Below are 26275 nucleotides of genomic sequence, written 5' to 3' on the forward strand. Positions count from 1 at the left end.
TCGTGAATGTCATGGAAGCCCTTGCGGGCAGAACAAGTGTAAGGCACTATAAGTCTCAGCCGGTTGAAGCGGAAAAGAGAGAACAGGTGGCCAATGCTTTCCGTCTGGCCCCATCGGCCAGAAACCTGCAGAACTGGAAGCTGCTCTGGGTGGAGAGCCCCGAACGCAAGGCAAAGCTGCGGCAGGCTTCCGCCGGAAAATCCGCCATGCTGGAGGAGGCGCCTGCAGTCCTGGTGGCAGTGGGGTACAGCCAGGATGTAATGACCAACAGCCACCGGGTGGATACTACCGACATATCCATCGCCATGAGCTACGCCATCCTGGAAGCCTACGAGCTGGGCCTGGGGACCTGCTGGATGGCAAGCTACAGTGAAGAGGAAGTAAAAAAAGCGCTTGGCCTGCCGGAGGGGATCAGCGTTGTGGCGATCTCCCCTATCGGCTATCCGGCGGAAGAAAAGACCGTGAGGCCCAGAAAGCCGCTGAAGGAAGTATTCCAGGTACTTTAAGCGGAAGAATCAAGGTTCGCGGATGAGTGCGGAAGGACAGGCCGCCCCTTTCTACAGGGGCGGCCTGTCCCATGTTTTGCCTGGAAATCCACAGATACCGGCGCAACAGCAGCCCAGAAAGGCAATCCGAATTTTTACACAAAAAACAGCGCGTTATCAGGAAAAATTCCCCTTATCTGAAGCCTTGCGCTTTCCTTTGCTTTTGTGTAATATGGTGGTGTTTCTCGATTCGCAATCTCGCCTGGAAAGGGGCTTTTATGACAAAGGATATGACCTCCGGCTCTCCCATGAAGCATGTGCTGAGCTTTACCATCCCGCTGATCTTTGGAAACCTGTTTCAGCAGTTTTACTCTATGGTGGATACGATCATCGTAGGCCGCCTGCTGGGTACAGGCCCACTGGCTGCGGTGGGTTCCACCGGATCCATTAATTTTTTTATCATCGGTTTCTGCCTGGGCATCTGTTCCGGCTTTTCCATTCCGGTGGCACAGCGCTTCGGCTCGAAGGATTTTTCCGACCTGAAGCGTTTTGTGGGGAATATTATCTGGCTTTCCGCCGCCTTTTCCGTGCTCATGACCCTGCTCACGGTTGCGCTGTGCCGCCCCATTCTGGAATGGATGTCCACCCCGGCGGATATCATCAACGATGCCTACAGCTACATTGTGGTCATCTTCTGGGGGATTCCTTTTATTGTTTTCTATAATGTCCTGGCCGGGCTGCTGCGGGCAGTGGGGGACAGCCGTACGCCGGTGTTTTTTCTGGTGGCCGCTTCGCTGCTCAACATCGGCTTGGATTTTCTGCTGGTGCTGGTAATCCCAATGGGCGTGGCGGGTACCGCTTGGGCCACGGTGATCTCCCAGGCGGTTTCAGGGCTGGGCTGTTTCCTCTTCATCCTGAAAAAAATGCCCCTGCTGCACGTGGGACGGGAGGACTTGAAGCCCAGGCCCCGGTACATGAAGCGGCTGTGCGGTATGGGGCTTCCCATGGGGCTGCAGACCTCCATTACTGCGGTGGGAAACGTGATTCTGCAGACCTCTGTCAACGGCCTGGGCTCTGTGGCGGTGGCTTCAGTGACGGCTGCCAGTAAACTTTCCTCCTTCTTTTCCACCGCAACGGATTCCTTGGGGGTCACTATGTCCACCTACGCCGGGCAGAATATCGGCGCCGGCAAGCCGGAACGTATTGGGAAGGGCCTAAAAGCCGGTATGTTCATCGGCAGCATCTATTCCGTTCTGGCGCTGGGCATTACCTTCTTTTTCGGAAAATCACTGGTGCATCTGTTTGTGGAAGGGAGCCAAGAAGTCATTATCAATCAGGCCTACCAGTACATGCTGGTAAACGCCTTGTTTTTTATCCCCCTGACCGGCGTCAATGCAATCCGGCTTTTGATTCAGGGTATGGGCTACAGCAAACTGGCCATGTTCGCCGGTGTGTTTGAAATGGTGGCCAGAGGTGTTACCGGTTTGGTTCTGGTACCGGCATTTGGTTTTATCGCTGCCTGCTTTGCCAGCCCGATTGCCTGGATCATGGCGGATTCATTCCTGATCCTCGCCTACCGCAGGGTGATGAAACAAGTGCGCCGTTGGGGAAAGTGACGGCACTGCAGGCAGTCACGGAACAATTCAAGCCGGATGGCTTGGCTTTTACCTGGAAATAAATAATTGGTTGGGAAAGGATGGGCGCGATATGCTGCGAGAGTATGCTTTCAATGAAGTGGGGAGCCTGAAGGTACACGGCCGTACAAACGGCTGTCTGAACCCTCTGACGCTGTTCTGGACTGCATCAGGCTTTGAAGTCAATGTCACAGGCTCTGAGCTGTGGATGGAAGTGGAGGGAGACTACAGCGTTCAGGAGCCTTGGATCAGCACAAGGATCAACGGCGCCTGGGTCAGCCGTCAGATGGTGAACCGGGGAAGGCAATGGATTTGCCTGTTCCGGGGAAGAAATCCCAAAACAGTGAAAAATGTCCGGATTCTCAAGGATATGCAGGCCATGTCCGAGGACCCGGACCATCTGCTCCAGGTACTTGCGCTTCGCACGAACGGTGCGTTCCTGCCGGTACCGGAAAAGGCGCTGCGGCTGGAATTTATCGGGGACAGCATCACCTCCGGCGAAGGGGCTATCGGAGCCCGGGAAGAAGAGGATTGGGTTGCCATGCTGTTCTCTGCGGAGAACGACTACGCCGTGATGACGGGCGACAGGATGGATGCAGATGTCCGCCTTCTCTCTCAAAGCGGCTGGGGCGTCTTGACCGCCTGGGACAATAACCCCCACGGAGCGTTCCCTTCCTGCTATGAGGAGGTGTGCGGTCTGTTGTCCGGCCAGCGGAATGCAGACCTGGGAGCACACCAAGTCAATGACTTTGGAGCCTGGCAGCCCCATGCGGTCATCATAAATCTGGGTACAAACGACTGCGGCGCCTTTTCCTCCCCCGAGTGGAGGGACGAGGCTTCAGGAGAGACCTTCCAGCAGCGCCGCCTGGAAGACGGCAGCTTTTGCCCAGAGGACCTGCGGCGTTTTCAGCTGGCGGTCATCGCCTTTTTGCGGAAGCTGCGCCTAAAAAATCCGGACTCTTACTTGCTGTGGGTCTGCGGGATGCTTGGCAACGAGCTCTGTCCGGCTATTTCCGAAGCAGTGGAGGAATACTGCCAAGAGTCGGGAGACCGCAGGGCCTCCTTCTTTGAGCTGACAGATGCTGTGGATCTCCGCGGAGCACGCAATCATCCCGGACGGGGCGCCCACGAGCTGGCTGCCCGGGAACTGGCAGAAAAGCTGACCCAGCTTTTGTCCTGAGGCGTCTTTCCTCCGGGAATTCCGGAAAGAAAGCCTTAAACTCTCTCGGATAACTGACAAAACACATCCAGTTTATGACAGAAATACCGCCTGATTTTCGTTATAATGAAGAAAAACGAAAGCTGGGAAGGACTATGACCGTACGGGAAAAGACCGAGAAATTAATTTCTTTTGAAGATTGCTACACGGCGCACCGCATCACCCCCGACACCTGGATGGTAAAGACCAAAACCGACGATATGCCGTTCAGCTGCGACTGCTATTTGCTGGAAGGAAGTCATTGGGCCCTGGCCATCGACTCCGGCATGCAGCTGCCGGATATTGCAGAATATATGTCTCTTCTGACAGACAAGCCCATTCTCGGAGTGCTCAATACCCACAGCCACTTCGATCACACCGGAGGAAACGGCTATTTTGATAAGGTATTCCTGCATCCGTTGGCGGAACAGGGGGCAAAAACACCTTTTGGAAACGCCCAGGGCTATAAAACGGATTATGAGGTGACGCCGGTGGAGGAAGGCTCCTTGCTGGAGCTTGGAGACCGCACTCTGGAAATTTATGAGATCGGCGCTCATGACCTGTCCAGCATCGCAATTTTGGACAGAAGCAGGGGGATTCTTTTCACCGGGGATGAGGTGGAAAGCGGCTGGTGTAATGTGGGCTCTATGGCCGGCCGGAAGCCGGGACAAACCATTGAGCGCCACTATCAGAACCTTTTGAAGCTGAAAAAGCTGTATGACGAGGACGCCTTCCAGATGATCTGTCCGGCACACCACGGCGCTCCTCTGAGCAAGGAATCGCTGCTGGATTTCCTGAAATGCGACGAGCTCATCCTGGCAGGCGAAGAGGGCTGCCCCAATGTGCCTAAGAAATGCGCTCCCCCTCCCATGCCGCCGGAGGCAAGAGTGATGATCTACCGTACTGCCCACATCTGCTACCGAGTGGATGGGATTCGGGACGACGGCTAAGAGAGACAATTGAATACCTAAACAGAGAAGTGCACGCTGCAAAAAACAGCGTGCACTTCTCTGTTTCAGCGCTGTAGTTTTTATGCGGCCAATAACGCGGCATCAGCCGCTTGACTTGCCTGCAGGCTGAACCTGACCTGAGGATCCCGGCAGAAGTTTTTGGGCTGTGAGAAAACGGGATTTTTTCTCGAACTCCGGTTCACGTGAGGAAAGGGAGAGGCAGTCTGGCGCGCAGGAGAATATAGATAACTTCAACTCGCGTGGAAAAGAAGCCAAGCGAGAATCTAAAATTTAAGAGGGTTGAAATTATGAAGAAAAGCAAGTTTCTGAAGAAATCACTTGCGACGCTCCTTGCACTCATGCTCGTCGTCGCAATGATTCCTGTCGGTGCTGCGGCTGTCACGGTTGGGGATGGTACCATCGTCAGCCTGGAGGCAGATGCCGGGGAAGTGACAGGATCCGGTAAAGCGTATACCGACACGCTGCCTTATACAGCGGAGCCAGACGGGGATGGGTATTCGGACGTTATCGTAGTCGCTTTGGATGCCCGCAGTGGTTATGACGCCGTTGTCTCCACCGTGGACGGCGAGGAGTTTGTCCTCGCGGAAGATGGCCCGTCAGGCAGTGATCTCTATGGGATTTACGTTGCCGCAGACACCACGGTCACCTTCTACGCCGTGAAGGCTGATACCTTCAATGGGGCGGATCTGGAAGGCGCGACAAAGAGCGCGGCCTATACCGTAAAGGTCGTTTCCACCCCCGCCAGCAACGACACTTCCGTGAAGGAAGCGAAAATCGGTGAAATCGAAGGTGTTGTGGACAACACAGCAAAGACCATCACTTTTGTGCTGCCCTGGAGTGCTACTAGTGAGCAGACTGCTAACGTGGTCATGAACGCGGTTGTCCTGAACCCGGAGACTGGCGAAGAAATTCCTGTTACAGTTAACAATATCACCGTTGGCGAAGACAAAACCTTCTCGGCTGTCGCCCAGAGCGGCGCGAGCCAGGTGTACACCATCATCACCTCCTATACCGAGGGCCTGAAGACGCTGTCCATCGGCGGCGTGGCCGCGGTGCTGGGTACAGATGAGGATGATCCAGATACCTACGAAAAATATGTAGTTACCCTGCCCGCAGGCACCGACCTGGACGAAGAGCTTCCCCTGGTGTTCACCACCGGAACAGCGATTTCCAAAGCAGTGTTGGGTGACCTCGGCGAAGTGAAGAGCAGCGACTCCTATACCTTTACTAAGGACAAAGAGTATAAGATGGCCCTGACCAACAAGGCTGGAGTAGATCAGCCCGACAGTGAGCAGGCTGAGATCGTGGTAAAGGTTGCCGACAGCAGCGACACCAAGATCACCGCAGCTGAAGGCGCTGCCGATGGCTACACCGAGACCGGCGTGATCGACGGCAAAAACATTTCCATTGTCATGCCCAAGGGCACCGATCTGAAGGATGTAGATGTCACCCTGACTGCCGCTGCCGACTCCACCATCACTGTGGTAGGCATCGATGGTGGAAGCTTTGAGCCTCAGGCAGACCCGACCAAGTACATCGGCGACGAAAACTGCGATTTCAGCAAGCCCCTGCAGCTGAAGGTAACCGCTGCCGACGAAACGACGGTGGATTATTACACTCTGAACGTAACGGTTGCGGGCGTGGTCAATCAAGACCCTGCCATCACCTCCGCAAAGGTCACCTTTGATGACGACCAGGAAAGTACTGCTTCCATCAAGGATAAGACCATTACCTTTACGGTTCCCTATTCCACTCCTGCTGACATTAGTGCAGCAAACCCCGAGTTTACCTGTGCAAAGACTCCTGCAACCAAGGTGGAATCGACTATCGCTTGGGACAGCTTGTTCGAAGGAACCCACAGCGTCACGGCAACCTCCGATGCCGGAGACAAGGTGACCTATACGGTCGTCTTTAAGAAGGCCAAGGCCGAAACAGGCAAGACCCTGAGCAGCCTGTCTGTCACCACAGCGGAGACCGTCAAGGATGTTACAGCTGAGAACACCTATAAGGCTACCATCAGCGGGACTAAAATTACAGGCACGCTTCCCTACGCGGTATACAGCAATGACGATCAGGAGCTAGTTGCACAGTTCGAGCTTCCCAAGGGTGCAAAGTTCTACAACACCGATGAAGCTGGCGATGCAGGCAATATCTTCAACGAGCTAGAAAGCGGTTTTAATGAAGAAACAGAAACCCCCAAAGATAACGCAATCATCGTAGTAGGAGCTCTGAAGGATGACGCGGATGAAAAAAATCCCTACTATTATGTGGTAGCTGACGAGACTGCCGCAGTTCTAATCGACGAAGCATTAAAAAAAGGCGATGTTGGGGTTGATGACCTGAAGGCAGCACCCTACAAAGGCCATGTGACCCTGTACACTCTCACCGTGAAGTCTGAAGAAGCCAGCAAAGAGGCTCTTCTGAAGACCTTTACCGATGAGAAAAAGAACATCACCTCTTCTGTTTCCGCCACAGCTCTCAAGCTGACTGTACCGGCTTCCTATGATGATGGAAATGCTTTCAAGGTAATCTACACCGCTTCTACTGGAGCAACGGTCAAGGCTCTGTATACCGACGGCGAAGTAGAACTTACCGAAGACACCGAGTTTAAGATTATCGACGGTGCACTTAATGTTGTTTCGGAAGGTAACAAGCCGGTTACCAAAATTAAGGTAGAGAGCGAAGCTCGGGTTGATAGCGCTCCTTATGCTACTACCCAATACACCGTTTCCGTAACCGTAAGCGATCCGGAGACAGGCGCACTGATCACCGCCCTGAAGGCAAACAAGACCGCTGCCACAATCAGCGGCAAGAATATCAATGTGACCATGCCCTTCGGCACTGATCTCAGCAAGGTTACCATGGATTACACTGCTTCCAAGATGGCAACTGTGGAAATCGATCCGGAAGCCACCGAGGAAGACGAAGTTGAGTACTACGACCTGACAGATGGCGCAAAGATCACAGTTACTTCTGAAGATGAAGACACCGTCAACGTCTACACGCTGACCGCCAAGGTTGCTGACCAGTTCAGCGACGTGAAGGAAGGCGCCTGGTACTATGACTATGTGACCGAGGCCGCAGCAGCCGGAATCATCAACGGCAAGGGCAACGGGATCTTTGATCCGGAAGGCAACATCACCCGCGGTGACTTCGCACTGATGACTGTACGGATGCTGGGCGTCGATGTAAGCGGCTATACCACCGCTCCGTTCTCCGATGTGAAGGCCAGCGATTATTACATGAAGGCTATTGCCTACTGTGCTGAGAAGGGAATCATCGGCGGCACGGGAGACGGCAAATTTGAGCCTGAAAAGAACATCCTCCGCGAGGAGGCCGCTAAGATCATCGCCGTTGCCCTGAACCTCGATGGCACCACAACCGAGAAGTTCAAGGACGACGCGAAGATCAGCAACTGGGCGAAGGGATATGTAGATGCCTGCAAGGCTGCCGGAATCTTTGGCGGCGACGAGAAGGGCAACTTCAACCCGAAGAGTCCCATCACCAGAGCCGAGACCGCTAAGATCATGGTCGTGGCAATGGGCAAATAAGGTTTCAACTCACCTAAATTTTATGATTACCCCATGGGCGGGAGGGACGGAGCAATCCGTCCCTTTCGTCTTTGGGGTAATTTTATATTATTTAAGAGGAATGGAATACCTGTTCTATGCCCTTTTCCGTTTATTCGGGCAGCCCTTCCATAGAATAAGATGTAGTTTTCTAGCAGTCTCACTGCGCATTGTTTCCCATCCCGGTTCTCACAGCAAACCGTGAAACCTGCACTCAACCGAAGTTTTTCCATAACGGAAAGCAAAATAGAACAAGGGGGCGGATTTCTCCGCCCCCTCGCTCTATGGGGTAATCATAAAATTTAGGTGAGTTGAAACCTTATTTATTCATGGAGATAACCATGACTTTCGCTGTCTCAGCTCTCGTAATCGGATTGCCGGGCAGGAAGTTCCCGTTGTCTCCACCGAAGATACCAGCTTCTTTGCAGGCGTAGACATATCCCTTCGCCCAGTTGCTGATCTTCGCGTCGTCCTTGAACTTCTCGGTTGTGGTGCCGGTAAGCTCCTTGGCAACGGCGATCATCTTAGCAGCCTCTTCACGGGTGATGGAGCTGTCCGGCAGGAAGTTGCCCTTGCCGTCGCCGCCAACGATTCCGTTCTCAGCACAGTAAGCGATAGCTCCCAGACCATAATCTCCTGCCTTCACATCATTGAAGGGGGTGTTGGTATAGCCGCTCACATCGACGCCCAGCATTCTGGTGAGCATCAGTGCGAAATCACGGCGGGACACAGCGCCTTCGGGATCGAATCTGCTGTTTTCTTTACCGTTGACAATACCAGCCTTCGCCGCTGCCATGACATAGTCATAGTACCATGCATCCTCAGGCACGTCCACAAACTTAGAGGCCACTGTCGCCTTCAGGGTGTATACGTTGGTGGTGTTCTCGTCTTCGGAAACTACTTTGATAGACAAGGGAGAGGTTAAGGGAATCTCAACTGGATTGGTGTAAGGAGTACTACTTCCGCCGTAGGTGATTTTTGCCAACTTGGAAGCTTCTAGGGTGAGTTTCTGACTGCCCAGGTTGGTTCCATAAGGCAAGGCTACACTGACGGTCTTACCGCTGATGATACCGTTAACATTTCCAACCTTAACGCTAGTCAAAACTGCGCCGGACTCCGCAGGCAGTACATTGATTTTTACTGTATACGGAGTATTGTTCTTCTGGTTTTCAGAAGTAACTTTGAATCCGGTGACGGCAGTATAAGCAGGCGTATCAGCCGTCATAACTTCCAGCTTATAATTTTCGCCTTCCTTGGTGACCTTAAAGTTGGGATTTTTATCTGCAACAGGCGCAGCAATAGCGACTGCGTTGTTTTCCCACTTCTTTAAGCCGCCGGAAACAAACGAAATATTGTCATTTGCAGCCAGAGCCGCGCCGGGAGCAACCGTGTAATCCAGGAAGAAAGCGTCGCCATCTACATAAGAATAAGGTACATTCAAAGTGATTTCTGTTCCCTTAATGGTACTGGAGACCAAGCCGTTATTTGCACCGAGAGTGGTCAAATCGCTACCTGTACGCTCTGTGCCAGTAACATCAAAGGTATACACGGTATAATGACCATTATACTTTACCGTTTTCTGAACATCAGTCAATAGCGTGTTGCCGTCTTCAACTTCATAAGCCAGATACTCATCTGCAATAACATACTTCTGGCCATCCGAAAGGACATCCTTCAAATCGATCTTCGAGGAGATAACGCCTGTATCTTCATCGACTGCAGCTGTGACAGCATTCATTTTATCATCGCTCTTAGCTACTGCATACAGGACAGCACCCGTGTCTAGCTTGAAGTTGGTATTAAGATTTACGCTTGTGCTCCCTGCCGTATCTTTCACAGACTTAGGCACACTTACCTTCAATGTGTTTCCAGTAGCGGTCACCTTATAAGTGGGATAGTAATCCACCAGGTTAACATTTTCGGCCTCAGTCAGAATAAAGTCGCTGATAGACTTACCTGTGTTATAAGGAGACTTAACAAACTTGATGGTGTAAGTAACTTTATCACCGCCGTCGGAAGTGACTGCAACCGTGTTGGTTTTGTTGAAAGGATCAGCAGCATCAAAGTTCCATGGTCCCACAGTTGTCAAAGCGGTTTTACCCAAGGTATAAAACGTGTTGTTATTCACCTGAGTTGTCAGGGTGCCATAGGGAACAGTAAAAGTGATCACTGTACCGGAAACATTTCCAATATAATCAGTGGTAGTGCTATCTGCATTGGTAATTGTCAGCTTAGCGGAGGTAATTTCCGGCTTTTTGTTGACTTCCTCAGCCTGACTGACCTTCAGGGTGTAATACTTCTGAGTTGTTCCGTCAGAAGAAACCACCTTAATCACGACTGGATTCGTACAATCCAGATTAGCCACAGTGAAAGTACCAGGATCACTGTTAACTTCACTGATTGGAGTTGTCGCATTCGCAACTGAGGCGCCATAGGTAACGGTTGCACCGACAGGAGCAAAAACCTTCAAAGATCCTAAAGTCATTGTCGCTTGGGAAGAAATTTCCGCAGTCAAATCTGTACCGTTTACTTTTCCTTCAGATTCATAGCCCTTGCTATCAGTCACGGTAATTCCGGAAACAGTCGTACTGTTGTTCTTCAGATTCAACTTCAGGGTATAATCTCTGCTTCCCGTCGCATTTGTCACGGTAATTTTAGCAGAGTTACCCGCGTTATTACCATCCAGCAGCCATTTGAAATCATATTCTGTACCGGATTTGATTTCTTTCATTGTAGGTGTGCTGTCAGCGGCAATTTCCACCTTCTGGTAATGAGAGCCAACACTAAAGGCGGGGGTAAGAAGCAGCTTGCCATCCACTAGCTTCGTGTCGGAAGGCATTGTCACAACGATATCACCAGTCTCATAACCGGCATTAGGGTCTGTTGAGGGTTTCTTTGTAAATACCCCAGCATAATCATCCAGTTTAAAAGAAGTCAAACCATCTTCTTCCTTTACAGTAACCGCGTAATCCAGAGTGGTGACACCGTCCTGGGCGCGAACTGTGATCAAGCCAGGAATAGCCTTTACTTTATTGGTTCCTACCGTAATACCTGCATTGGTAAGTGTAAGAGCCGTAGTAGCAGCCGTTGGTGTAGTCGTTGCATTAGAATCTGTCAGTGTAAGAACGATTCCAGCACCTGCCACATAGCCAACCGGAACGGTAAACTCGATGGTGTGAGCAGTGTTGTCCACTACACCGGTGTACTTGCCGCCATCCATTTTAGCTGTCTGCACGGTAGCATCAGTGGCAAAGGCCTTCATGGTCCAGTTGATGGTGTACAATATGCTGGATGCAGCATATGTATTATCCTCATACACATAAAACTGGAAGGGAGCCGGGTTACCATCTGAATCTTTCCAAAGCGTCACATCACTAGTGAGGTTTGTCAGCTGTCCGTTTTCGTCGATATAGCGAACAGCCTCATTTGCACCTCCCAGCGTGAGGTTGATCTTGGGCAGACTGGCCGCTTGATACCCAAATTCCACACTCCAAGTAGGAGCTGCTCCAGTGGTAGAACTGATTGTAGAACCAGTCCCCGCTACGGGTGTTACACTGCCTATCGGAGTGTATTCTCCTGCAGCCGCCGCAGCACCGACAGGAATCATTGCGACGACGAGCATGAGTGCAAGGAGCGTCGCAAGTGATTTCTTCAGAAACTTGCTTTTCTTCATAATTTCAACCCTCTTAAATTTTAGATTCTCACGCGGCTTCTTTTCCACGCGAGTTGAAGTTATCTATATAATACCCTCAGCCCCAGGAAAAAGCAAGTCTTTTTTTCAACTTTTTTACCGAATTTACATAATATTAAAATTATGGGAAACACTATTCAAAAATGGCTTANCGAGCATGAGTGCAAGGAGCGTCGCAAGTGATTTCTTCAGAAACTTGCTTTTCTTCATAATTTCAACCCTCTTAAATTTTAGATTCTCACGCGGCTTCTTTTCCACGCGAGTTGAAGTTATCTATATAATACCCTCAGCCCCAGGAAAAAGCAAGTCTTTTTTTCAACTTTTTTACCGAATTTACATAATATTAAAATTATGGGAAACACTATTCAAAAATGGCTTAACACCGCCGTTTTGAGGCATTTATCAAAAACCGTTTAATTCTTTATCAGAATATTTTTCCATGTTTTTACTTTACATAATACGGCATTTTTGTCAGTATTGACCATCCAAAATGTATATTTTCGTAAGACTTACCCAACAGCTTGGACAGTGCGCCGTCTAAGTGCGGCCGAAGGCTACGGTTTTCCGGCAAAATGCCGATTTATAGCCGTTTTCCCGGGCTTTCCTTTTTCAGAAGGACGTTGTATAATCTTTACTATTCTTAATAAATAGGGAGGAACCGCAATTGCATTTCTTAAAAAGAGCCGCTCTGTTCAGCGTGTTTTTGATGCTAGTCCTCAGTCTTTCGGCCTGCAGTTCACGCACCGCTGTAACAGAAGATGCCTTTACAGCAGCCATGGACAAGCTTGGCTTTACAGACCAGACCCCTGAGGACGGCAGCGCCTCATCCGCCGGTGTGGTCACCATGCGGCTGTATTCGTCCCCTACTGACGGCGGCGCGGTATACTATGTGTATGAGGATTCCGTCACAGCCCATCAGAGCTATGCCGACATTGTAAGCTCCATAAGTCAGCAGGGCAAAAAAGTGAAGCAGGTAGATTCCGCTACTTATAACTTTGCCCAATTTGAGTCATCTTCCGGCGGAACCTACTGCGCCATCCGCACGGACTCCACATTGCTTTATCTCGCAGACAGCACTGAAACCGTCAAAGAACTTCTGACTGAACTTGGATACTGAGAACCATTTTTCTGAAAGCAGCCGCCGGCAGGGAGAACTCTCTGCCGGCGGCTGCTTTTTCTTACTTGCCACCCCGATGCAGGGCAGCGCCCAGATCTTCTACAGCATTTCTGCTGATGCTTTGGCCATGTTCTTCGAAAAAGGAATACAGCACCCTGCCGGGACCGAGATACGCGCCATATTCACCGGCGGTACGGAACACCCGGCCTCTCATGGACAGGCCGGCATAAACCGCCAAAAAATACCGATCCCGGTACAGACACAGAGAGGCGTCCACATCGGGATAGATTTCATAAATTTTTGACACCGCACCGCAGAGCGGCGTAACTCCCGAAAAGGAAAACACAAGGGGCTGCGCGGGGTACTTCAATCTCAACGGCAGCACCTCTTCTTCGGTTTTACCCTATCTTATGTATCCCCTCCCAGGAATGTGCCCAAAAGATCTCCTCACATTCGTTCGGAGATCTTCTTGAAGAAGTTCTGAAGCGTGAAACGCTTCTCTTTTCCTTCAGAAAAGCACCGAACTTCTTCCGGCTGAGTGGATAAAAGACAGCCTCACATTCGTTCGGAGATCTTCTTGAAGAAGTTCTGAAGCGTGAAACGCTTCTCTTTTCCTTCGGAAAAGCACCGAACTTCTTCCGGCTGGGCGGATAAAAGACGGCCTCACATTCGTTCGGAAATCTTGTTGAAAAAGTTCTCCGACGCAAAGCGTTCGCTTTTTCTCCGAAACGTATCGGGCTTCTTCTGGGCTGTATTCTGCCGCTGCGGGGGAAAGAGCAGGACTTTCCACCTCATCAGTCGCCTTTGGCGACAGCTTCCCCTCAAGGGGAAGCCTTGGGCTGTCTCTTTCAGAAAGACGGGGAGCCCCGCAGAAAAGCGATCTCTTCCGACGGATTTTCCGCACGGAAAATAGCGGTTCCTGCAACCAGAACATCCACACCGGCATCCCTGCAGAGAGCCAGTGTTTCCCGGTTGACGCCGCCGTCCACCTCCACAAGCAGCCCTGGAGACTGCTCTTTTAACTTCTTTACCTTCTCCAGCGGGCCAGGCATAAGCTTCTGGCCGCCAAAGCCCGGCTCCACGGTCATAACGGTCACCATATACAGTTCCCCCAGATAGGGCAGAAGCCTCTCCACCGGGGTTGCAGGCTTGACGGCAATACCCGCTTTGGCTCCGCTCTGTTTGATGGCGGCAATCAGCGCCCCGGGATCATCCGCACATTCCATATGGAAACTGATGACATCCGCCCCTGCATGCCGAAATACCTCCACATAGGGAAGAGGGTGCTCTAACATGAGGTGCACGTCGAACAGCAGCTCACTCCTGCCCCGCAGAGCACTGATTACCTGGGGCCCCATGCTGAGATTCGGAACAAAACGGCCGTCCATAATATCAATATGCAAAAAATCCGCTTGGGCGATCCTGTCGACCTCCCGGCCTAAATTTGAAAAATCCGCCGCCAGCAGCGAGGGCGCAACATACATCCGCTTCATCATCTTCCTTTCACCGACCGATACGCCCTTCCCGCAAACGGCAGGGGACGACAGTCAAATACACTGAAAATTTCTTTCCGAGGAAATGGAGTTCAGACTTCCATCCAGCCGGCTCCCTTTCCGCCGCTATTTCCCTGTCGGCATCACACGGCAAGCCCCAGCATGGCACAGGCCACCTGGGCCAATACCGTAAACACCGGTATAGTAAGTATGGAAAGCACGGTAGAGACCGCAACGGTTTTAGAAGCCAATTCCGAATCGCAGTGGTATTGGACGGCAAACAGCACCGTATTCGCCGCAACAGGACAGCTGGCCTGAATTGCGCTGCTGATAAACAGATCCGGCTCCGGCCGGATCAGCAGCAGAAACAGGAAAAACACGGCGGGCGCCGCCAGCAGCCGCAGCGCAGCCATTTTGTAGACGCTCACATCTGAAACAAACGATCGGATATCCACCCTGGCGATATAGCTCCCTATCACAATCATCGCCAGCGGCGTGTTGAGGCCGGAAAAAAAGTTGATTGGCTCGGCCACCACAGCCGGCACCGGTATCTTCAGGAAGTAAATAGGAAGGCCGAAAATCAAGCCGATCATTCCGGGATTGAGCAGGGCCGTCTTCAAGCTGAGCTTTCCCTGCCCGCTCATCATGCGGTACCCGTAGGTCCAGCAAATCAGGTTAAACACCGCGATAAAGAAGGAACCGTAGATAACGCCCTTGTCGCCCACAATCCCCTGCACCAGGGGAATTCCCATAAAGCCCACATTGCTGAAAATAACGGCAAAACGCAGCACCTTTTTCCGCCCCTCCGGTTCCTTTCGGAAGGTGAGAAGGCTCATGCCGATACTGATGACAATGGACAGAGTTGAAATAGCCACGGAAAGTAGCATTTCCATGGGCTTCAGATCGTCCCCCGCGCTGAGAAATGAGGAGACAATCAAACAGGGGGTGACAATTTTAATCAGCAGCGAAGTGACCTCGGAGGCGCCCCGTTCGGTGAACATTCCCCGCTTGGTAACCAAATACCCCACCGCGATCATGATAAGCATAACCGCCACCTTTGTGACGATCGTAAGCAAGGCTTGCATCAGCACATTCTTCCCATTCTATCCGGCACAGCCGGTTTCTCTGTCTGCCCCACGGCGCTGTCTCCAGCCGCGGTGACCCGGCTATTCCTTTTTCTGCGAGGCCTCATCCTCTGCGGCCTGTTTTCTGCCCTTTTTATAGTTCTGCACAAAACAGACCGCCAACACCACCAGGGCGACACCGGTCACGCATTTGAGGGCGATCCCCCAGCCCCCTTCGAACAGCTTCACTGCAGGCAGCAGCGCGTCGGCCAGCCACCAGCCCCCCAACAGCAGAAAGAATCCGCCGGCAAAATAGAAAATCTTATTCTCTTTGGAAATTGAGAAGATGAGGATCAGCCCGATGGCAAACCACAGGATGGCGTAAAAATACTGCATGGATATATCTCCAGTCCTTCCAGGGCGGATACGCCCATTTTTCCATTGTTCTTATTATATCCGCACTGTCCGAAAATTACAATACCGCGATGAAACAAGGCGGGGGAAAGTGCAAAGAAGGGCCGGGAAACCCCGGCCCTTCTATATTCCAATATTTAATTTGATCAGGAGAGAATGTACACATTCATCACGCGTCTGCCGATGATACTGCACTCTTCAATGGTATTATAGCAGAGGTCAGCGATAATGTCTCCCGCCATACAGGCTCCGCCGGTATCTCCCGCCACTCCGTAGCCGTATACGACGCTGCCGTCCGGCGAGGTGACATAGAGCCTGGTGCCGTAAGGGATGATATTGGGGTCCACGGCAATTACGCCGTAAACGGCATCCCAACCCAATGAAGTGGTTCCGCCAGGCACGGAATAGGCTGTGCAGTCTCCAGTGAGCAGACCGGAATAGGAAACCACGTTTCCATTATAATCCACAAAGGTTCCAACTCCGCCGGAGCTGCTTCCGCCGCTGTAATCCGGCGCCGGCGTTTCCTGCACCAGAGTGCCCCTCAGGACAACTTCCTTAACAGGCTCCTTGATTACCTTTTCCTCCAAGACCTCTTTGCCGTCCAGCTTACCGTCCACATAGACGAGCTTGTATTTGACTTCCTTCTCTCCCTTTTCGCCTGCGGACTTGACGCTGGTTTCGCCTTCATAAAGCGAATCCGTATCCTCATAAGCAGTTTCGTAGGGGATTTCTTCCTTCTCAACAGCCTCTTCCGTGGTGACACGCTGCACTACAATCTGCATGCCGTCCTTAATCTTGTCCTTGGGCTTACAGTTGAGCCTGTCTTCTTCTGAAAGCTCCACGCCGCATTTCTGCAACGCTTCCTGTACCGATTGTGCGGATACGCTGTACTGCTTTGTCTCGCCGTCCACGGTGATTTCAATTTTCATCGTCCGGACAACCCGGATATTCATCTTATCGAAGAGAGGCTCGTCCAGCTCGAAATTGACGGAATCCTCGCTTCCCAGCTTTACCCCGGCAGCCTGAATGGCATCGGCAACCGTCGCTCCGGTCAGGGAAAGCTTTTTTGACTTCCCGTCCGCCAAGACATTCACGCTGCAGGAACGCTTTATTTCTACCGACAGGGGAGATTCCACTTCCGTTTCCCTCGCCGGAACCACCTCATCCGCCTCTTTGAGAAGGATGTTGTGATCCAGAAGGGTCTTTTCAACGGTGTCGCCCTTATAGGCCACCAGTTCCGTCTCCCTGCCGGCTTCGCTCACCGTCATGGGAATCCCGCGCCTTATGTACACTGTAGTGGTATTTTTTACTCGTTCCGCCGTATCCAACTCCCCGAGAGGGGCGAGTCCCTGCGCTTCTGCCTGGGCCAGGATGGCTTCGAGATCAGCACTGCTCATGCTGAAGGAATATGAGTTGTCTCCGTCAATCACATTGGCGGAAACGGTGTTTGCCATTACGGTCACAAATGAGGATACGCAAAGCGCGAGGACAAGTACAAGCACTGCCGCTCCCCGGATCAGGAAAAGCTTGGGCGCTTTTTTTTGATGTCTACCGTGCATACGAATGCTCCTTCCATCACCCTGCTTGGGCGATTACAAGGGACAGTATAGTCAAAAATAAACGACGTGTCAAAATTAAATCCCGATTAACTTTGTGCAATTCTCACAAATATGAATGTCTGATTCCTTAACATAATCCGGAAAACCCCCTTAATTTCTGCAGAATTTTCGTTTTCTTTCAAAATTATGGAAACCGCCGCCTGTGCAAATTGTATCAAAATGGGAAATTACAAAGTGGTTACAGGTCTTACAAATGAAATATTTTTGAATTTTTATGCATTTTTATTGGAAACCTACCGCCATTATTCACACCAAAGCACTGTTACTATGTATAAATTTTAACATGTTATGCAAAACTAAGAAGCGAAAAACCCGCATGAATCCGGGGTGAAACTGCATTTCTGACCTTGCGAGTGGGAGCTTCCTTCCCAGGGAATAGCCGGAGCAGAACATGCGTTCGCTCTTTTTGCATGTTCATGCACCCGCGTAGCAAAAGCGACAAATTATTTTTTTGTTATGGATGGTGATTTATTCCCTATTCAGCATTTAAAACAGCGGCAATGTGGGGATTGACCTTTCATTTTCGGACAAATTACACCTAAATCTGCAGGGAACCTATTCCAGCGGCTCTTTGTACGCCTTCCTGCTTCCGGGTTGGCCGGCCATACTGGGAACCTCTCCAAGCCAGATTCCTATCCCTCATCTTGAGCCCAAAACGACGCCTTCCAGCCGCTTCATTTCCTATTCTTGATAAAAGTGCGGAACAGACCGTTTTTTCGTCCAGAAAAACTGTTGTCTCTCCCCGCTGAAAACGGATACTTCCACTTATGGGAAAGCAGGTCCGTCCGAATTCTTTCTTTCAAGTCTTTCCCATTGTCGGCAGCGGATCAAAAAACCGCTTTCTAATATATATGGTAAAATCAGCCTGAACAAAACAGCGGGTCGAGTCCCCTAAATCGGATTCTCCAGCCCTGCTCTTTCCATTCGGTTCGCAACGCAATTGCCGCGTCCTGCTGGAACACCGTCCGCGCCGCGAAAGTGGATTCACTTTCCCGAAAGCAGGGCCAAGGGTGCGGGTTTACATCAGCTTTTGATACCCAAGGCTGCCCAGCACCTTGTCGAACGCCGACTTATAGCGCTTAGAAAATACCATGCGGAACTCTCCCGCATAGACAGCAAGCCGTCCGTTAAACCCGGTCTTGAAACGGTATACGCCGTAGTTGGGATTATCCCTGTCGTACCAGCAGGGCACGCCCTGAAAATCATAGATTTCACAGCCGGACTGAAGCGCCCAGCGGATCATTTCCCACTGCATCAGATAGTTGGGCATCACTTCCCGGTGCACGGCAGTAGAGGCTCCATACACATAACAGGTCCGGCCCCCATACTGGACGCAGACAGCCCCGGAAAGCGCCTGTCCCTGGTAATCGCAGAGATACAGGCGGCAGTGCTCCCCCAGACCGTCCAGCATACGCGCAAAATACTCCTGAGTCCGGACGTGGAAGCCGTCGCGCTTTCCGGTCTCCAGCATCAGGCGTTCAAATTCCGGCAGTCTTTCTTTTCCATAACTTCCGCAGGTTACGCCCTTTCGCTGGGCCAGCTTTATATTGTAACGGCATTTGCTCTTAAAGGAGGCCATAAGCTCTTCTTCGTTCCTGCCGCGAAGCTCCAGAAGATAATTGTTCCTGCTCTGAATAACCTGCGCGTCCTCCTGGAAGGGCCTGTACGTGAATCCTGCGCTGCGCAGGGCGAATATCCTGTCGCTGTCCGTCTCCTCTATCAGTGGATCCGCCTTCAGGGCGTAGGCATGATAGTTCCGGGAAAGCTGCCATACGCCCCTCAGCAAATCCCACAGCACGTCCATGTTCCGATAATCCCATACCGGGCCGCGGGGCGAGTATAAAAACGATTTCATGGGCGGCGGAAACCTCTTGATCAGCACCAGCATGGAACCTGCTATTTTCCCCGCGCTGTCCCGGGAGATCACAGCCTCATGCAGCCAATCCGGCTTCACTGCGCACCATAAAACCGACTGCATAAAACTGCCTTTGCTGTCCTGTATAAAACGTTCGTATTCCGCCACAGCCCCAGCGTCTGTAAAATCCAAAAACTCCATGGTATCCATTCCCTCCCGCCCGAATTCCATTACCGGGCTCCCTTTAGTCTATCTATTAGACTGCAAATCGGGAGAAAAGGTGACGGCCCGGAGAGAGACCGTCCAGAATGGTTTTTGAAATTTCCTTTTCTCACGGCGCTGGGGGCGCCCCCGGCTCGGGACAGGGGAGGGAGAAAGGCAAAAGAAAAAACCGGAAAGCAGAACACTTGATTTCTTTTGAAAAAGAAACTTTTGCTTTCCCTGCAATTTATTTTATCTTTCTATTATAAATATTTACCGGTAATGCTTTGGGGATTGGCGGCGACTTCAGCAGGCGTTCCGGCCGCGACAATACGGCCTCCGTCCATGCCTCCTCCAGGCCCCATATCAATGAGATAATCGGCGTTTGAAATGACATCTAAATCATGCTCAATCACAAGAACGGTGGCGCCGTACTCCACCAGCCGGTCAAAAACCGACAGCAGGGTGCGGACATCCAGCGGATGCAGGCCGATGGTCGGTTCATCAAACACAAAAACCGTCCCTGCCTGCTGCCTGCCCATTTCAGACGCCAGCTTCAGCCGCTGAGCCTCACCGCCGGACAGGCTGGGCGTTTCTTCTCCAAGGGTAAGATAGCCAAGGCCCAAATCCTGCAAAACCTGCAGCCGCTGGCGAACCGCTTTTAAATCCTCGCACGCTGTTAGTGCGTGCTTTACATCCATAGCCATGATTTCAGGCAGTGAATATTCTTTTTCAGCCTTGTTTTTGCGCTTAATCTGCTCCGCTTTCCTGGCATATCTTGATCCCCGGCATTCCGGGCAGGGGATTTCCACATCCGGCAGGAACTGAACATCCAAACTGATGCTTCCCGTTCCATCGCAGATTGGACAGCGCAGCGTTCCGGTATTGTAGGAAAAATCACCCGCCTTATATTGCAGGGCCTTGGCGTCCGGCGTTCTGGCGTAGACTTTCCGCAGTTCATCGTGCACGTTCGCATAGGTGGCCACTGTGGAACGCACATTGATGCCAATATGCGTTGCGTCGATCAACTTGACCTGCCGTATCTGCTCCGCTGAAATCTCCTTTACATGGCCGGGAAGTTTTTTCCCGGCTATTTCAGCTTCCAAACCGGGAATCAGGCTTTCCAGAATCAGTGTGGTTTTACCGGAGCCGGACACGCCGGTTATAACCGTCAGCCTGCCTTGCGGAATATCGACCTCTAACGGCTTTACCGTATGAATTTCACCAGTTGACAAATGGATTTTTCCCAAGTCAAACAGTTCCTCCGATACAGCCTGTTTCCTTATCCGGCTTCTATATTCGCCGGAAAGAAACGGACCGATCTGGGAAACAGGATTTCTTTTCAGCGCAGGAATATCCCCCTGCGCAATCACCTGCCCTCCGTCCGCACCCGCTTCCGGTCCCATTTCAACAATCCAGTCTGCTTCCGACAAAATCTGTGTATCATGATCTACCAGCACTACGGAATTTCCGTCTGCAATCAAATCGTGCATCACACCGGTGAGGCCAATGATATTCGATGGATGCAGGCCAATGGACGGTTCGTCCAAAACATATAAAACGCCGGTCGTGCGGTTCCGAACCGCCCGCGCCAGCTGCATCCGCTGCCGCTCTCCGGTGGAAAGCGTGGCGGCGGCGCGGTCCAGGCTCAGGTAGCCCAGCCCCAAATCCATCAGCCGTTTTGCTGCCGACTGAAACGATTCGCAGATTGCCTCTGCCATAGGCCGCATTTCAAAGGGCAGGGAACCCGGAACTTCGGCTACCCACGATACCAGCTGGCCGAGCGTCATCTTACAGGCTTCGTCCAACGCAATTCCCCGCAGCTTCGGCAGCCTTGCAGCGGCAGAGAGCCGGGAGCCGCCGCAGTCCGGGCATATCCCCTGCTTTAAAAATTTCTCTACCCGCTTCATGCCCTTTTCGTCTTTTACCTTGGAAAGGGCATTCTCTACCGTGTAATTTGCATTGAAATAAGTAAAATCCAACTCCCCAGCCTGGTTGCTGCCATTCTTGGGCTTATAGAAAATATGTTTCTTTTCTGCCGGACCCTGAAAGACAATTTCGCGTTCCTTTGCAGTCAGTTGGGAAAACGGTACGTCGGTGCGTACTCCCATCGCACGGCACACATCCGTCATCAGCGACCACATCAGGGTATTCCAGGGCGCGACCGCACCCTCGTCAATGGTCAAGGATTCGTCCGGTACCAGAGTATCCTGATCAACGGTGCGAACCACCCCGGTGCCCCCACAGGTGCGGCAGGCCCCCTGGCTGTTAAAGGCCAGTTCCTCCGCTGAAAGACCGAAAAACCGCTCCCCACATTCAGGACAAACCAGTTCATGACCCGCGGCCACTGCCAGAGACGGTTTCAAATAGTGCCCATTGGGACAACAATGGCTGGAAAGACGGGAATACATCAAACGCAGGCTGTTCAGAAGCTCCGTACCCGTTCCAAAAGTACTGCGGATGCCGGGCACGCCGGGACGCTGATGCAGCGCCAGCGCCGCCGGAATATACAGCACCTCGTCCACCTGTGCCTTGGCCGCCTGTGTCATCCGGCGGCGGGTATAAGTGGAAAGCGCATCGAGATAACGCCTTGACCCCTCTGCGTACAAAACCCCCAACGCCAGCGATGATTTCCCGGAGCCCGAAACGCCGGCAATGCCGACGATTTGATGCAATGGGATATCCACATCTATATTTTTCAGATTATGTACTCTTGCATTCCGCACCTGAATGCTGTCAGGCACTCTGTTTTTCTGTACTGTTAGATCGCTTTCCTTTTGTCTGTCCATCTTCCGTTCACCAGCCCTGTCATTTTACGTTTTATCCTATTCTTCTATTATATCATCTTCTATCTCCCGAATCACCTTAGCTGGAACGCCTCCGGCAACACAATTGTCCGGGATATCCTTTGTGACGACGGCGCCAGCGGCAATTACAACATTATTCCCGATGGTGACACCGGGCAGTATGGTAACAATCTCTCCAATTCATCACTTTAGTGGTTCTCCATCAAAATTAGACTTGCTATTTCGGAAATCACCATGTCCTTTTCATCCACTGTTATTTTTGAAAGTATCTCCCGAACGGCAGCGGTGTCAAAATCCACTTCGGATATTGTGGGAATATATTTCCCAGGATAAGCAACCGATTCCTCGACAAGTCCTTTCGTCAGCAGTTTCTCAATCGTTTCAGGGCTTCCGCCGTGTGACTTTATATGTGCTTTATTAAGCGGTTTATCTATATCCCATAGAACCTTTAATGTTTTAAACTCGTTCAATGTTGGGAACAGTGGGTTTCTTTCTTCCGATCCAAAAGACTGTGCTTTTTGCCATACTTCCCTTCTCTTCTCACTGTCCCTGGGAAGATAAAAATTCACCCATGAAACAAAGAAATCCATATAATCAACGGTTGCCTCATAGCTCGTGTTTTGTATTCTACCGTTCTTATCAACAAAGGTCCGGGGCGTATCCACTCGACGCAGCATACCCTTACTCGTCAGTCTAGTAATAGCGCTATAGGGTTCCAAATATTTACTTGAAACAACATATTCTCCCATATCACTGGGACGAACTGGTTTCTTGTTATTTAATACGGCTAGAAACACAGGCAAAGATTTACGGTGCACAGCAGGGCAAGCAAGGATATTTTGACGGTTATAGTCTGCCTTTTCTTTCTCCGACTTTGCCAAAGCTCCACGTTTATCGCATAACGCCAACAGGTAGTTGAGACGGTCGGACGCAGGATCGACTTTGGGGTTTAATTCACCGCTGCACCGTTCCAGGTACAAAAAATCCACATAATCATTCAGCTTTTTCAATGCAACAGGATCCTCTCCTGTTTTTCCGTTCCTCCACATCTCACACAAAGGTTCTATATAGGGTTTCATCAGCTCGTCGTCTCCCGCCTGCTTGGGAGGATAGGGAAAATACCCAGCACCGTTGTAAATATCAGTACTTCCGATCACTTTAGTCCACTCGGCAAACATCTTAGAGGACAGAATCCCAATATCCCATGGATCCGGATCGGCAATGGCGTATAGCCCTTCACCGATTACTGAGTTTGGCGGAACAAAGGCCATTGGAACATTCGATTCCACGGAATGCGCAAAAATCAGATATTCTGTTCTGGCGGAGTAATGTTTCATATGATCGTATGAGAAATTAAAATACTCACCACCAAAATACATCTCACCGATTTTACGTCTCATCTCAGCCTCTATTGATTTATCTGCTATATAAATGCACATTTTCCAAACCTTATCCTGAAAAAAAGAAGCGTCGAAATAAGGGCGAATGTGCTTCCTTACCCCCTTTGTAGCGGAGGCAACCTGTGCTGTTGAGAGGATCGCAAGCTCCAGGCGCCGCCAGCGTTCTTCCTCGTTGTATCCACAGAAAATTGGGGAATGGTTTGTATCATAGATCCAAAGCTGCTCTGACTGAGCTTTCTCAATTCTGGCAATCAGTTCCTTATCCAAATCCATTGCTGTCGTCCCTTTCACAAATAAATTAAGGGCAGTGTAACAACAATTACACTGCCCTTTTTTGCATTTCGTGCTACGAATTTTCCTGGGCGAGCAGTGCACCAAGATTTATAAGAAAAGATGACGAGATTTGCGGACATGAGCGATGAACGCTTTTCAAACGCGGCTTGCTTTCACTTTATAATTCCAGTTATCCGTACTGTATACCAAGCTCCGATTCAGCCATGAGCTGCTCTGGCGTAGGGTAACTCCTCCAGCTCTCAAGGCACCGCTTGTCCCAAGGCTTCATTAAGCCGATTTCTGGCCTCGGCTTGTACTCTGCGATTTCTTTTATTGTTTTGTTTTCTTCGGCTTGATCTGCATCCCATATAGGTATCACAATATCCGCGAAGCGTCCTAAGGTTTCCTTATTATTAGAGGCGACTAAATCGCAGTATGGGATAATCACAAGTGCGGGCAGCTCTTTATGTGAATACGCGGCCATGACTGCCATATCATGGCCGTAGAGCAAAGCTGTCATATAACCTTGCAGATAATAGCAGATGGCACGACCCGAACTGCTATCATCCAGCATCTTAGCGCAGTGGATGGAATCCTTTAAGTCCGAATCATAGCAGCCAGGATGCAAAGTGGGATAAATGTAGGCAGGATAGGGAAATCCCATTTCAGGCTCTTCAAGGGCTTTATTTAAGATTGGGTAATTCGTTACATTCCAAAAAAATCCGGTTCCGTTGCTTGGATACAGCATGGTATCTACAAGAACATACTCCCCGTCCGGTAACAGCTCAAGTAACGGTGATATGGATTCTGCATAATCCCGAATATTCTGACCTTCCATATTATTGATATTCCGAACGGCCTGCCGGATTTCCTCGCTATCCTCCGCCATGCCAAAAGCCGGGGCGATGTGTGAGCGGTCATCCTCCCAAAAGTCGTAGACCTGCATTAAAGGTTCACCCTTGAAATCCAGCTTGTAAAAAGTATTCAAATCCCCTTTTTTCACAAGTCGGCTCTTACCATTCTCTACCTGGACTGCCAAAGCCCCCTTATAATGAAGCTTATCCTCTACGTTCTTAAAAACAAGCCTTGTGGTTTTTATGTCCTTAGAGGCACCTAAACTGGGTTCCTGCCTCTGCTTTATGAGCGGATATTGTTTCCAGAGACTTCGGTAGCTGAGTCGGCAGTGATTCTTTGAAGAATGCTTTCTTCTCCGCAAACTTGCAGGGCGAATATGATAGGCTTCCGGCTTAGTCGGAAACTCCTTGTCCGGTATGAATATATCCGCGAAGTATGCGCCATCGTCTGCAAGCTCCGTGCATGGGACGATAACCAGAGATGACAGAAACTTACCTTTTATTGCTGCATCCACTGCAAGATCGTGGCCAACCAATAACAAGGATAAATAGCCCTGGAGGTAATAAGAAATTGCCTTACCTATTTGTGCTGCTGAATACAAATGTGGAGGCTCCGGAGCCGAAGGATAGATATACATTGGAAAAGGCCGGTCTCCATCAGGTATGAGAAGGGAATCCATCTGCTCAGTACCGTATACCTCAAGAAAAAAATCTTGGTTGCCGGTGGCTGGATACAGGAGGGCGTCGAGAATCACATAATATCCGTCCTCCAAACAAGCTAAAAGCGGGTACGAATTTTCAAGGTATGCAAAAAAGTCATCAGACTGCCGTCTCTCAAAAGATTGCCTGATCTTTAGCAGTACGCCATCTTCCGGCTTTAACCACGGGGAAATGCTTGGATTTTTAAAATTTTGTACCTCGCACACAGGAAAGCCTTCCAGCGAAACCCGGTAGCGTCCTGCATCTCCCTTGCGACATAAATCTCCACGCCCCCCTGTAACTTGAATCAGGGCAGCATGTTTGTAACGCTGATACGCCATCACGTCGATTTCTTTCATGTATTCTATCCGGCTGCGCGGGTTCATTGGTCCATAGTTCTTCATGCGATATCCTCTTTGTATTAAATTTTTTCGCCTCTTAACTGGGTGGTTTTAGAACAGGAGAATCCGGTATCAGTCCGATTCCTTTACGGAAGATCCTGTTTTTTATCAATTTACATATCGAACCTTCACAGTTGTTTCAGTAAATAACTTTCACATCTATAGACAAAAAAACTAAGATGGCTTATGAAATTAAAATCCAATATGGGTCTACCCAATAGCCCCGTGTGGCGTTCCAGCGCCTTGCGTAGCGTTTGCCGGTCGCCGGATCGGTTGCAATGTAAATTTCAATCTCATCCGCATAAGTCGCAATTTCGGGATCGACTCGTGTTAAGGATACAGTAGTTGAGTCCATGATCTCCTGAGGCGTCAGTGCATTGAATTCACTCGTTTCAATAAGGCTTTCTGAGGATACTTCCATCTGTGTGCTTTTCTCTGGGGATTCTGCCGCCAGTGCGAACGGCGTTATGGAAGCGCACAGCAAGATAGTCAGGAACAGCGCGATCAGTTTCTTCATTTCTAAATTCCTC

Annotated in this window: 18 protein-coding genes and 1 pseudogene; 7 read left to right on the forward strand and 12 right to left on the reverse strand. The window is 50.7% G+C overall.

Features of this window, described 5'->3' with window-relative positions; genetic code table 11:
* Positions 1–11 precede the first annotated feature (11 nt).
* The 5 genes from BN3911_RS02940 to BN3911_RS02960 all read left to right on the forward strand — a co-directional run bounded on the left by BN3911_RS02940 (position 12) and on the right by BN3911_RS02960 (position 7839).
* A complete protein-coding gene (locus BN3911_RS02940; protein WP_242871067.1) occupies positions 12–506 on the forward strand; it encodes a nitroreductase family protein in 495 nt (164 codons plus the stop codon).
* Between the two features lie 257 nt (positions 507–763).
* Positions 764–2101 carry an MATE family efflux transporter gene (locus tag BN3911_RS02945; RefSeq protein WP_066861213.1) on the forward strand — a complete coding sequence of 446 codons (1338 nt, stop codon included), beginning with the start codon at positions 764–766 and terminating at the stop codon, positions 2099–2101.
* Positions 2102–2192: 91 nt separating this feature from the next.
* A complete protein-coding gene (locus BN3911_RS02950; protein ID WP_066861216.1) occupies positions 2193–3299 on the forward strand; it encodes a GDSL-type esterase/lipase family protein in 1107 nt (368 codons plus the stop codon).
* Between the two features lie 134 nt (positions 3300–3433).
* Positions 3434–4267 (forward strand): MBL fold metallo-hydrolase, encoded by an 834-nt coding sequence (locus tag BN3911_RS02955; RefSeq protein ID WP_066861219.1) that lies wholly within the window; start codon positions 3434–3436, stop codon positions 4265–4267.
* Between the two features lie 308 nt (positions 4268–4575).
* Positions 4576–7839: an S-layer homology domain-containing protein gene (locus BN3911_RS02960; RefSeq protein WP_066861222.1), complete on the forward strand. Its 3264-nt coding sequence runs from the start codon at positions 4576–4578 to the stop codon at positions 7837–7839.
* 337 nt (positions 7840–8176) lie between these two features.
* Here the strand turns inward: BN3911_RS02960 and BN3911_RS02965 are convergent, their stop codons facing one another.
* Entirely contained in the window at positions 8177–11530 is a 3354-nt protein-coding gene (locus BN3911_RS02965) for an S-layer homology domain-containing protein (RefSeq protein ID WP_066861225.1), read from the reverse strand.
* A gap of 682 nt (positions 11531–12212) precedes the next feature.
* On the opposite strand from BN3911_RS02965, the gene BN3911_RS02970 reads away from it, so the two are divergent.
* Complete coding sequence (locus tag BN3911_RS02970) at positions 12213–12665, forward strand: hypothetical protein (protein ID WP_066861228.1); 453 nt, start codon at positions 12213–12215, stop codon at positions 12663–12665.
* A gap of 61 nt (positions 12666–12726) precedes the next feature.
* Here the strand turns inward: BN3911_RS02970 and BN3911_RS02975 are convergent, their stop codons facing one another.
* The 6 genes from BN3911_RS02975 to BN3911_RS03005 all read right to left on the reverse strand — a co-directional run bounded on the left by BN3911_RS02975 (position 12727) and on the right by BN3911_RS03005 (position 19341).
* Complete coding sequence (locus tag BN3911_RS02975; protein WP_147578502.1) at positions 12727–13041, reverse strand: hypothetical protein; 315 nt, start codon at positions 13039–13041, stop codon at positions 12727–12729.
* A 472-nt stretch (positions 13042–13513) separates the two neighbouring features.
* Positions 13514–14161 (reverse strand): ribulose-phosphate 3-epimerase, encoded by a 648-nt coding sequence (gene rpe / locus BN3911_RS02980; protein ID WP_066861235.1) that lies wholly within the window; start codon positions 14159–14161, stop codon positions 13514–13516.
* Positions 14162–14301: 140 nt separating this feature from the next.
* Positions 14302–15243: an AEC family transporter gene (locus BN3911_RS02985; protein ID WP_082942042.1), complete on the reverse strand. Its 942-nt coding sequence runs from the start codon at positions 15241–15243 to the stop codon at positions 14302–14304.
* Between the two features lie 81 nt (positions 15244–15324).
* The gene (locus BN3911_RS02990; protein ID WP_066861238.1) at positions 15325–15618 is read right to left on the reverse strand and encodes a hypothetical protein; all 294 of its coding nucleotides are present in this window, start codon (positions 15616–15618) and stop codon (positions 15325–15327) included.
* Positions 15619–15782: 164 nt separating this feature from the next.
* A complete protein-coding gene (locus BN3911_RS02995; protein ID WP_066861241.1) occupies positions 15783–17195 on the reverse strand; it encodes a G5 domain-containing protein in 1413 nt (470 codons plus the stop codon).
* A 1078-nt stretch (positions 17196–18273) separates the two neighbouring features.
* Positions 18274–19341 (reverse strand): lipid II:glycine glycyltransferase FemX, encoded by a 1068-nt coding sequence (locus BN3911_RS03005; protein WP_066861248.1) that lies wholly within the window; start codon positions 19339–19341, stop codon positions 18274–18276.
* Between the two features lie 77 nt (positions 19342–19418).
* Here BN3911_RS03005 and BN3911_RS17125 point away from each other — a divergent pair, with 77 nt between their 5' ends.
* Positions 19419–19580, forward strand: coding sequence for a hypothetical protein (locus tag BN3911_RS17125; RefSeq protein WP_154669692.1), 162 nt, complete (start codon positions 19419–19421; stop codon positions 19578–19580).
* Here the strand turns inward: BN3911_RS17125 and BN3911_RS03010 are convergent.
* The 5 genes and pseudogenes from BN3911_RS03010 to BN3911_RS03025 form a co-directional block, all read right to left on the reverse strand.
* The gene (locus tag BN3911_RS03010) at positions 19575–22100 is read right to left on the reverse strand and encodes an excinuclease ABC subunit UvrA (protein ID WP_066861251.1); all 2526 of its coding nucleotides are present in this window, start codon (positions 22098–22100) and stop codon (positions 19575–19577) included. The genes BN3911_RS17125 and BN3911_RS03010 overlap by 6 nt on opposite strands.
* 36 nt (positions 22101–22136) lie before the next feature.
* Positions 22137–22298: pseudogene (locus BN3911_RS16765) on the reverse strand (sugar O-acetyltransferase); the annotation flags it as partial.
* Positions 22299–22306: 8 nt separating this feature from the next.
* Entirely contained in the window at positions 22307–23791 is a 1485-nt protein-coding gene (locus BN3911_RS03015; protein ID WP_066861254.1) for a type IIL restriction-modification enzyme MmeI, read from the reverse strand.
* 190 nt (positions 23792–23981) lie between these two features.
* On the reverse strand, positions 23982–25748 hold the full coding sequence (locus BN3911_RS03020; protein ID WP_066861257.1) for a hypothetical protein: 1767 nt from the start codon (positions 25746–25748) through the stop codon (positions 23982–23984).
* Positions 25749–25929: 181 nt separating this feature from the next.
* Entirely contained in the window at positions 25930–26262 is a 333-nt protein-coding gene (locus BN3911_RS03025; RefSeq protein WP_066861260.1) for a hypothetical protein, read from the reverse strand.
* Between the last annotated feature and the right edge of the window lie 13 nt (positions 26263–26275).

The sequence above is a fragment of the Neglectibacter timonensis genome (assembly GCF_900048895.1).
Classification (GTDB): domain Bacteria; phylum Bacillota; class Clostridia; order Oscillospirales; family Acutalibacteraceae; genus Acutalibacter; species Acutalibacter timonensis.

Coding starts and splice junctions, on each gene's coding strand:
- BN3911_RS02940 (WP_242871067.1), top strand. CDS start 12: ATGGAAGCCCTTGCGGGCAGAACAAGTGTAAGGCACTATAAGTCTCAG.
- BN3911_RS02945 (WP_066861213.1), top strand. CDS start 764: ATGACAAAGGATATGACCTCCGGCTCTCCCATGAAGCATGTGCTGAGC.
- BN3911_RS02950 (WP_066861216.1), top strand. CDS start 2,193: ATGCTGCGAGAGTATGCTTTCAATGAAGTGGGGAGCCTGAAGGTACAC.
- BN3911_RS02955 (WP_066861219.1), top strand. CDS start 3,434: ATGACCGTACGGGAAAAGACCGAGAAATTAATTTCTTTTGAAGATTGC.
- BN3911_RS02960 (WP_066861222.1), top strand. CDS start 4,576: ATGAAGAAAAGCAAGTTTCTGAAGAAATCACTTGCGACGCTCCTTGCA.
- BN3911_RS02965 (WP_066861225.1), bottom strand. CDS start 11,530: ATGAAGAAAAGCAAGTTTCTGAAGAAATCACTTGCGACGCTCCTTGCA.
- rpe (WP_066861235.1), bottom strand. CDS start 14,161: ATGATGAAGCGGATGTATGTTGCGCCCTCGCTGCTGGCGGCGGATTTT.
- BN3911_RS02985 (WP_082942042.1), bottom strand. CDS start 15,243: ATGCAAGCCTTGCTTACGATCGTCACAAAGGTGGCGGTTATGCTTATC.
- BN3911_RS02990 (WP_066861238.1), bottom strand. CDS start 15,618: ATGCAGTATTTTTACGCCATCCTGTGGTTTGCCATCGGGCTGATCCTC.
- BN3911_RS02995 (WP_066861241.1), bottom strand. CDS start 17,195: ATGCACGGTAGACATCAAAAAAAAGCGCCCAAGCTTTTCCTGATCCGG.
- BN3911_RS03005 (WP_066861248.1), bottom strand. CDS start 19,341: ATGGAATTCGGGCGGGAGGGAATGGATACCATGGAGTTTTTGGATTTT.
- BN3911_RS17125 (WP_154669692.1), top strand. CDS start 19,419: ATGGTTTTTGAAATTTCCTTTTCTCACGGCGCTGGGGGCGCCCCCGGC.
- BN3911_RS03010 (WP_066861251.1), bottom strand. CDS start 22,100: ATGGACAGACAAAAGGAAAGCGATCTAACAGTACAGAAAAACAGAGTG.
- BN3911_RS03015 (WP_066861254.1), bottom strand. CDS start 23,791: ATGGATTTGGATAAGGAACTGATTGCCAGAATTGAGAAAGCTCAGTCA.
- BN3911_RS03020 (WP_066861257.1), bottom strand. CDS start 25,748: ATGAAGAACTATGGACCAATGAACCCGCGCAGCCGGATAGAATACATG.
- BN3911_RS03025 (WP_066861260.1), bottom strand. CDS start 26,262: ATGAAGAAACTGATCGCGCTGTTCCTGACTATCTTGCTGTGCGCTTCC.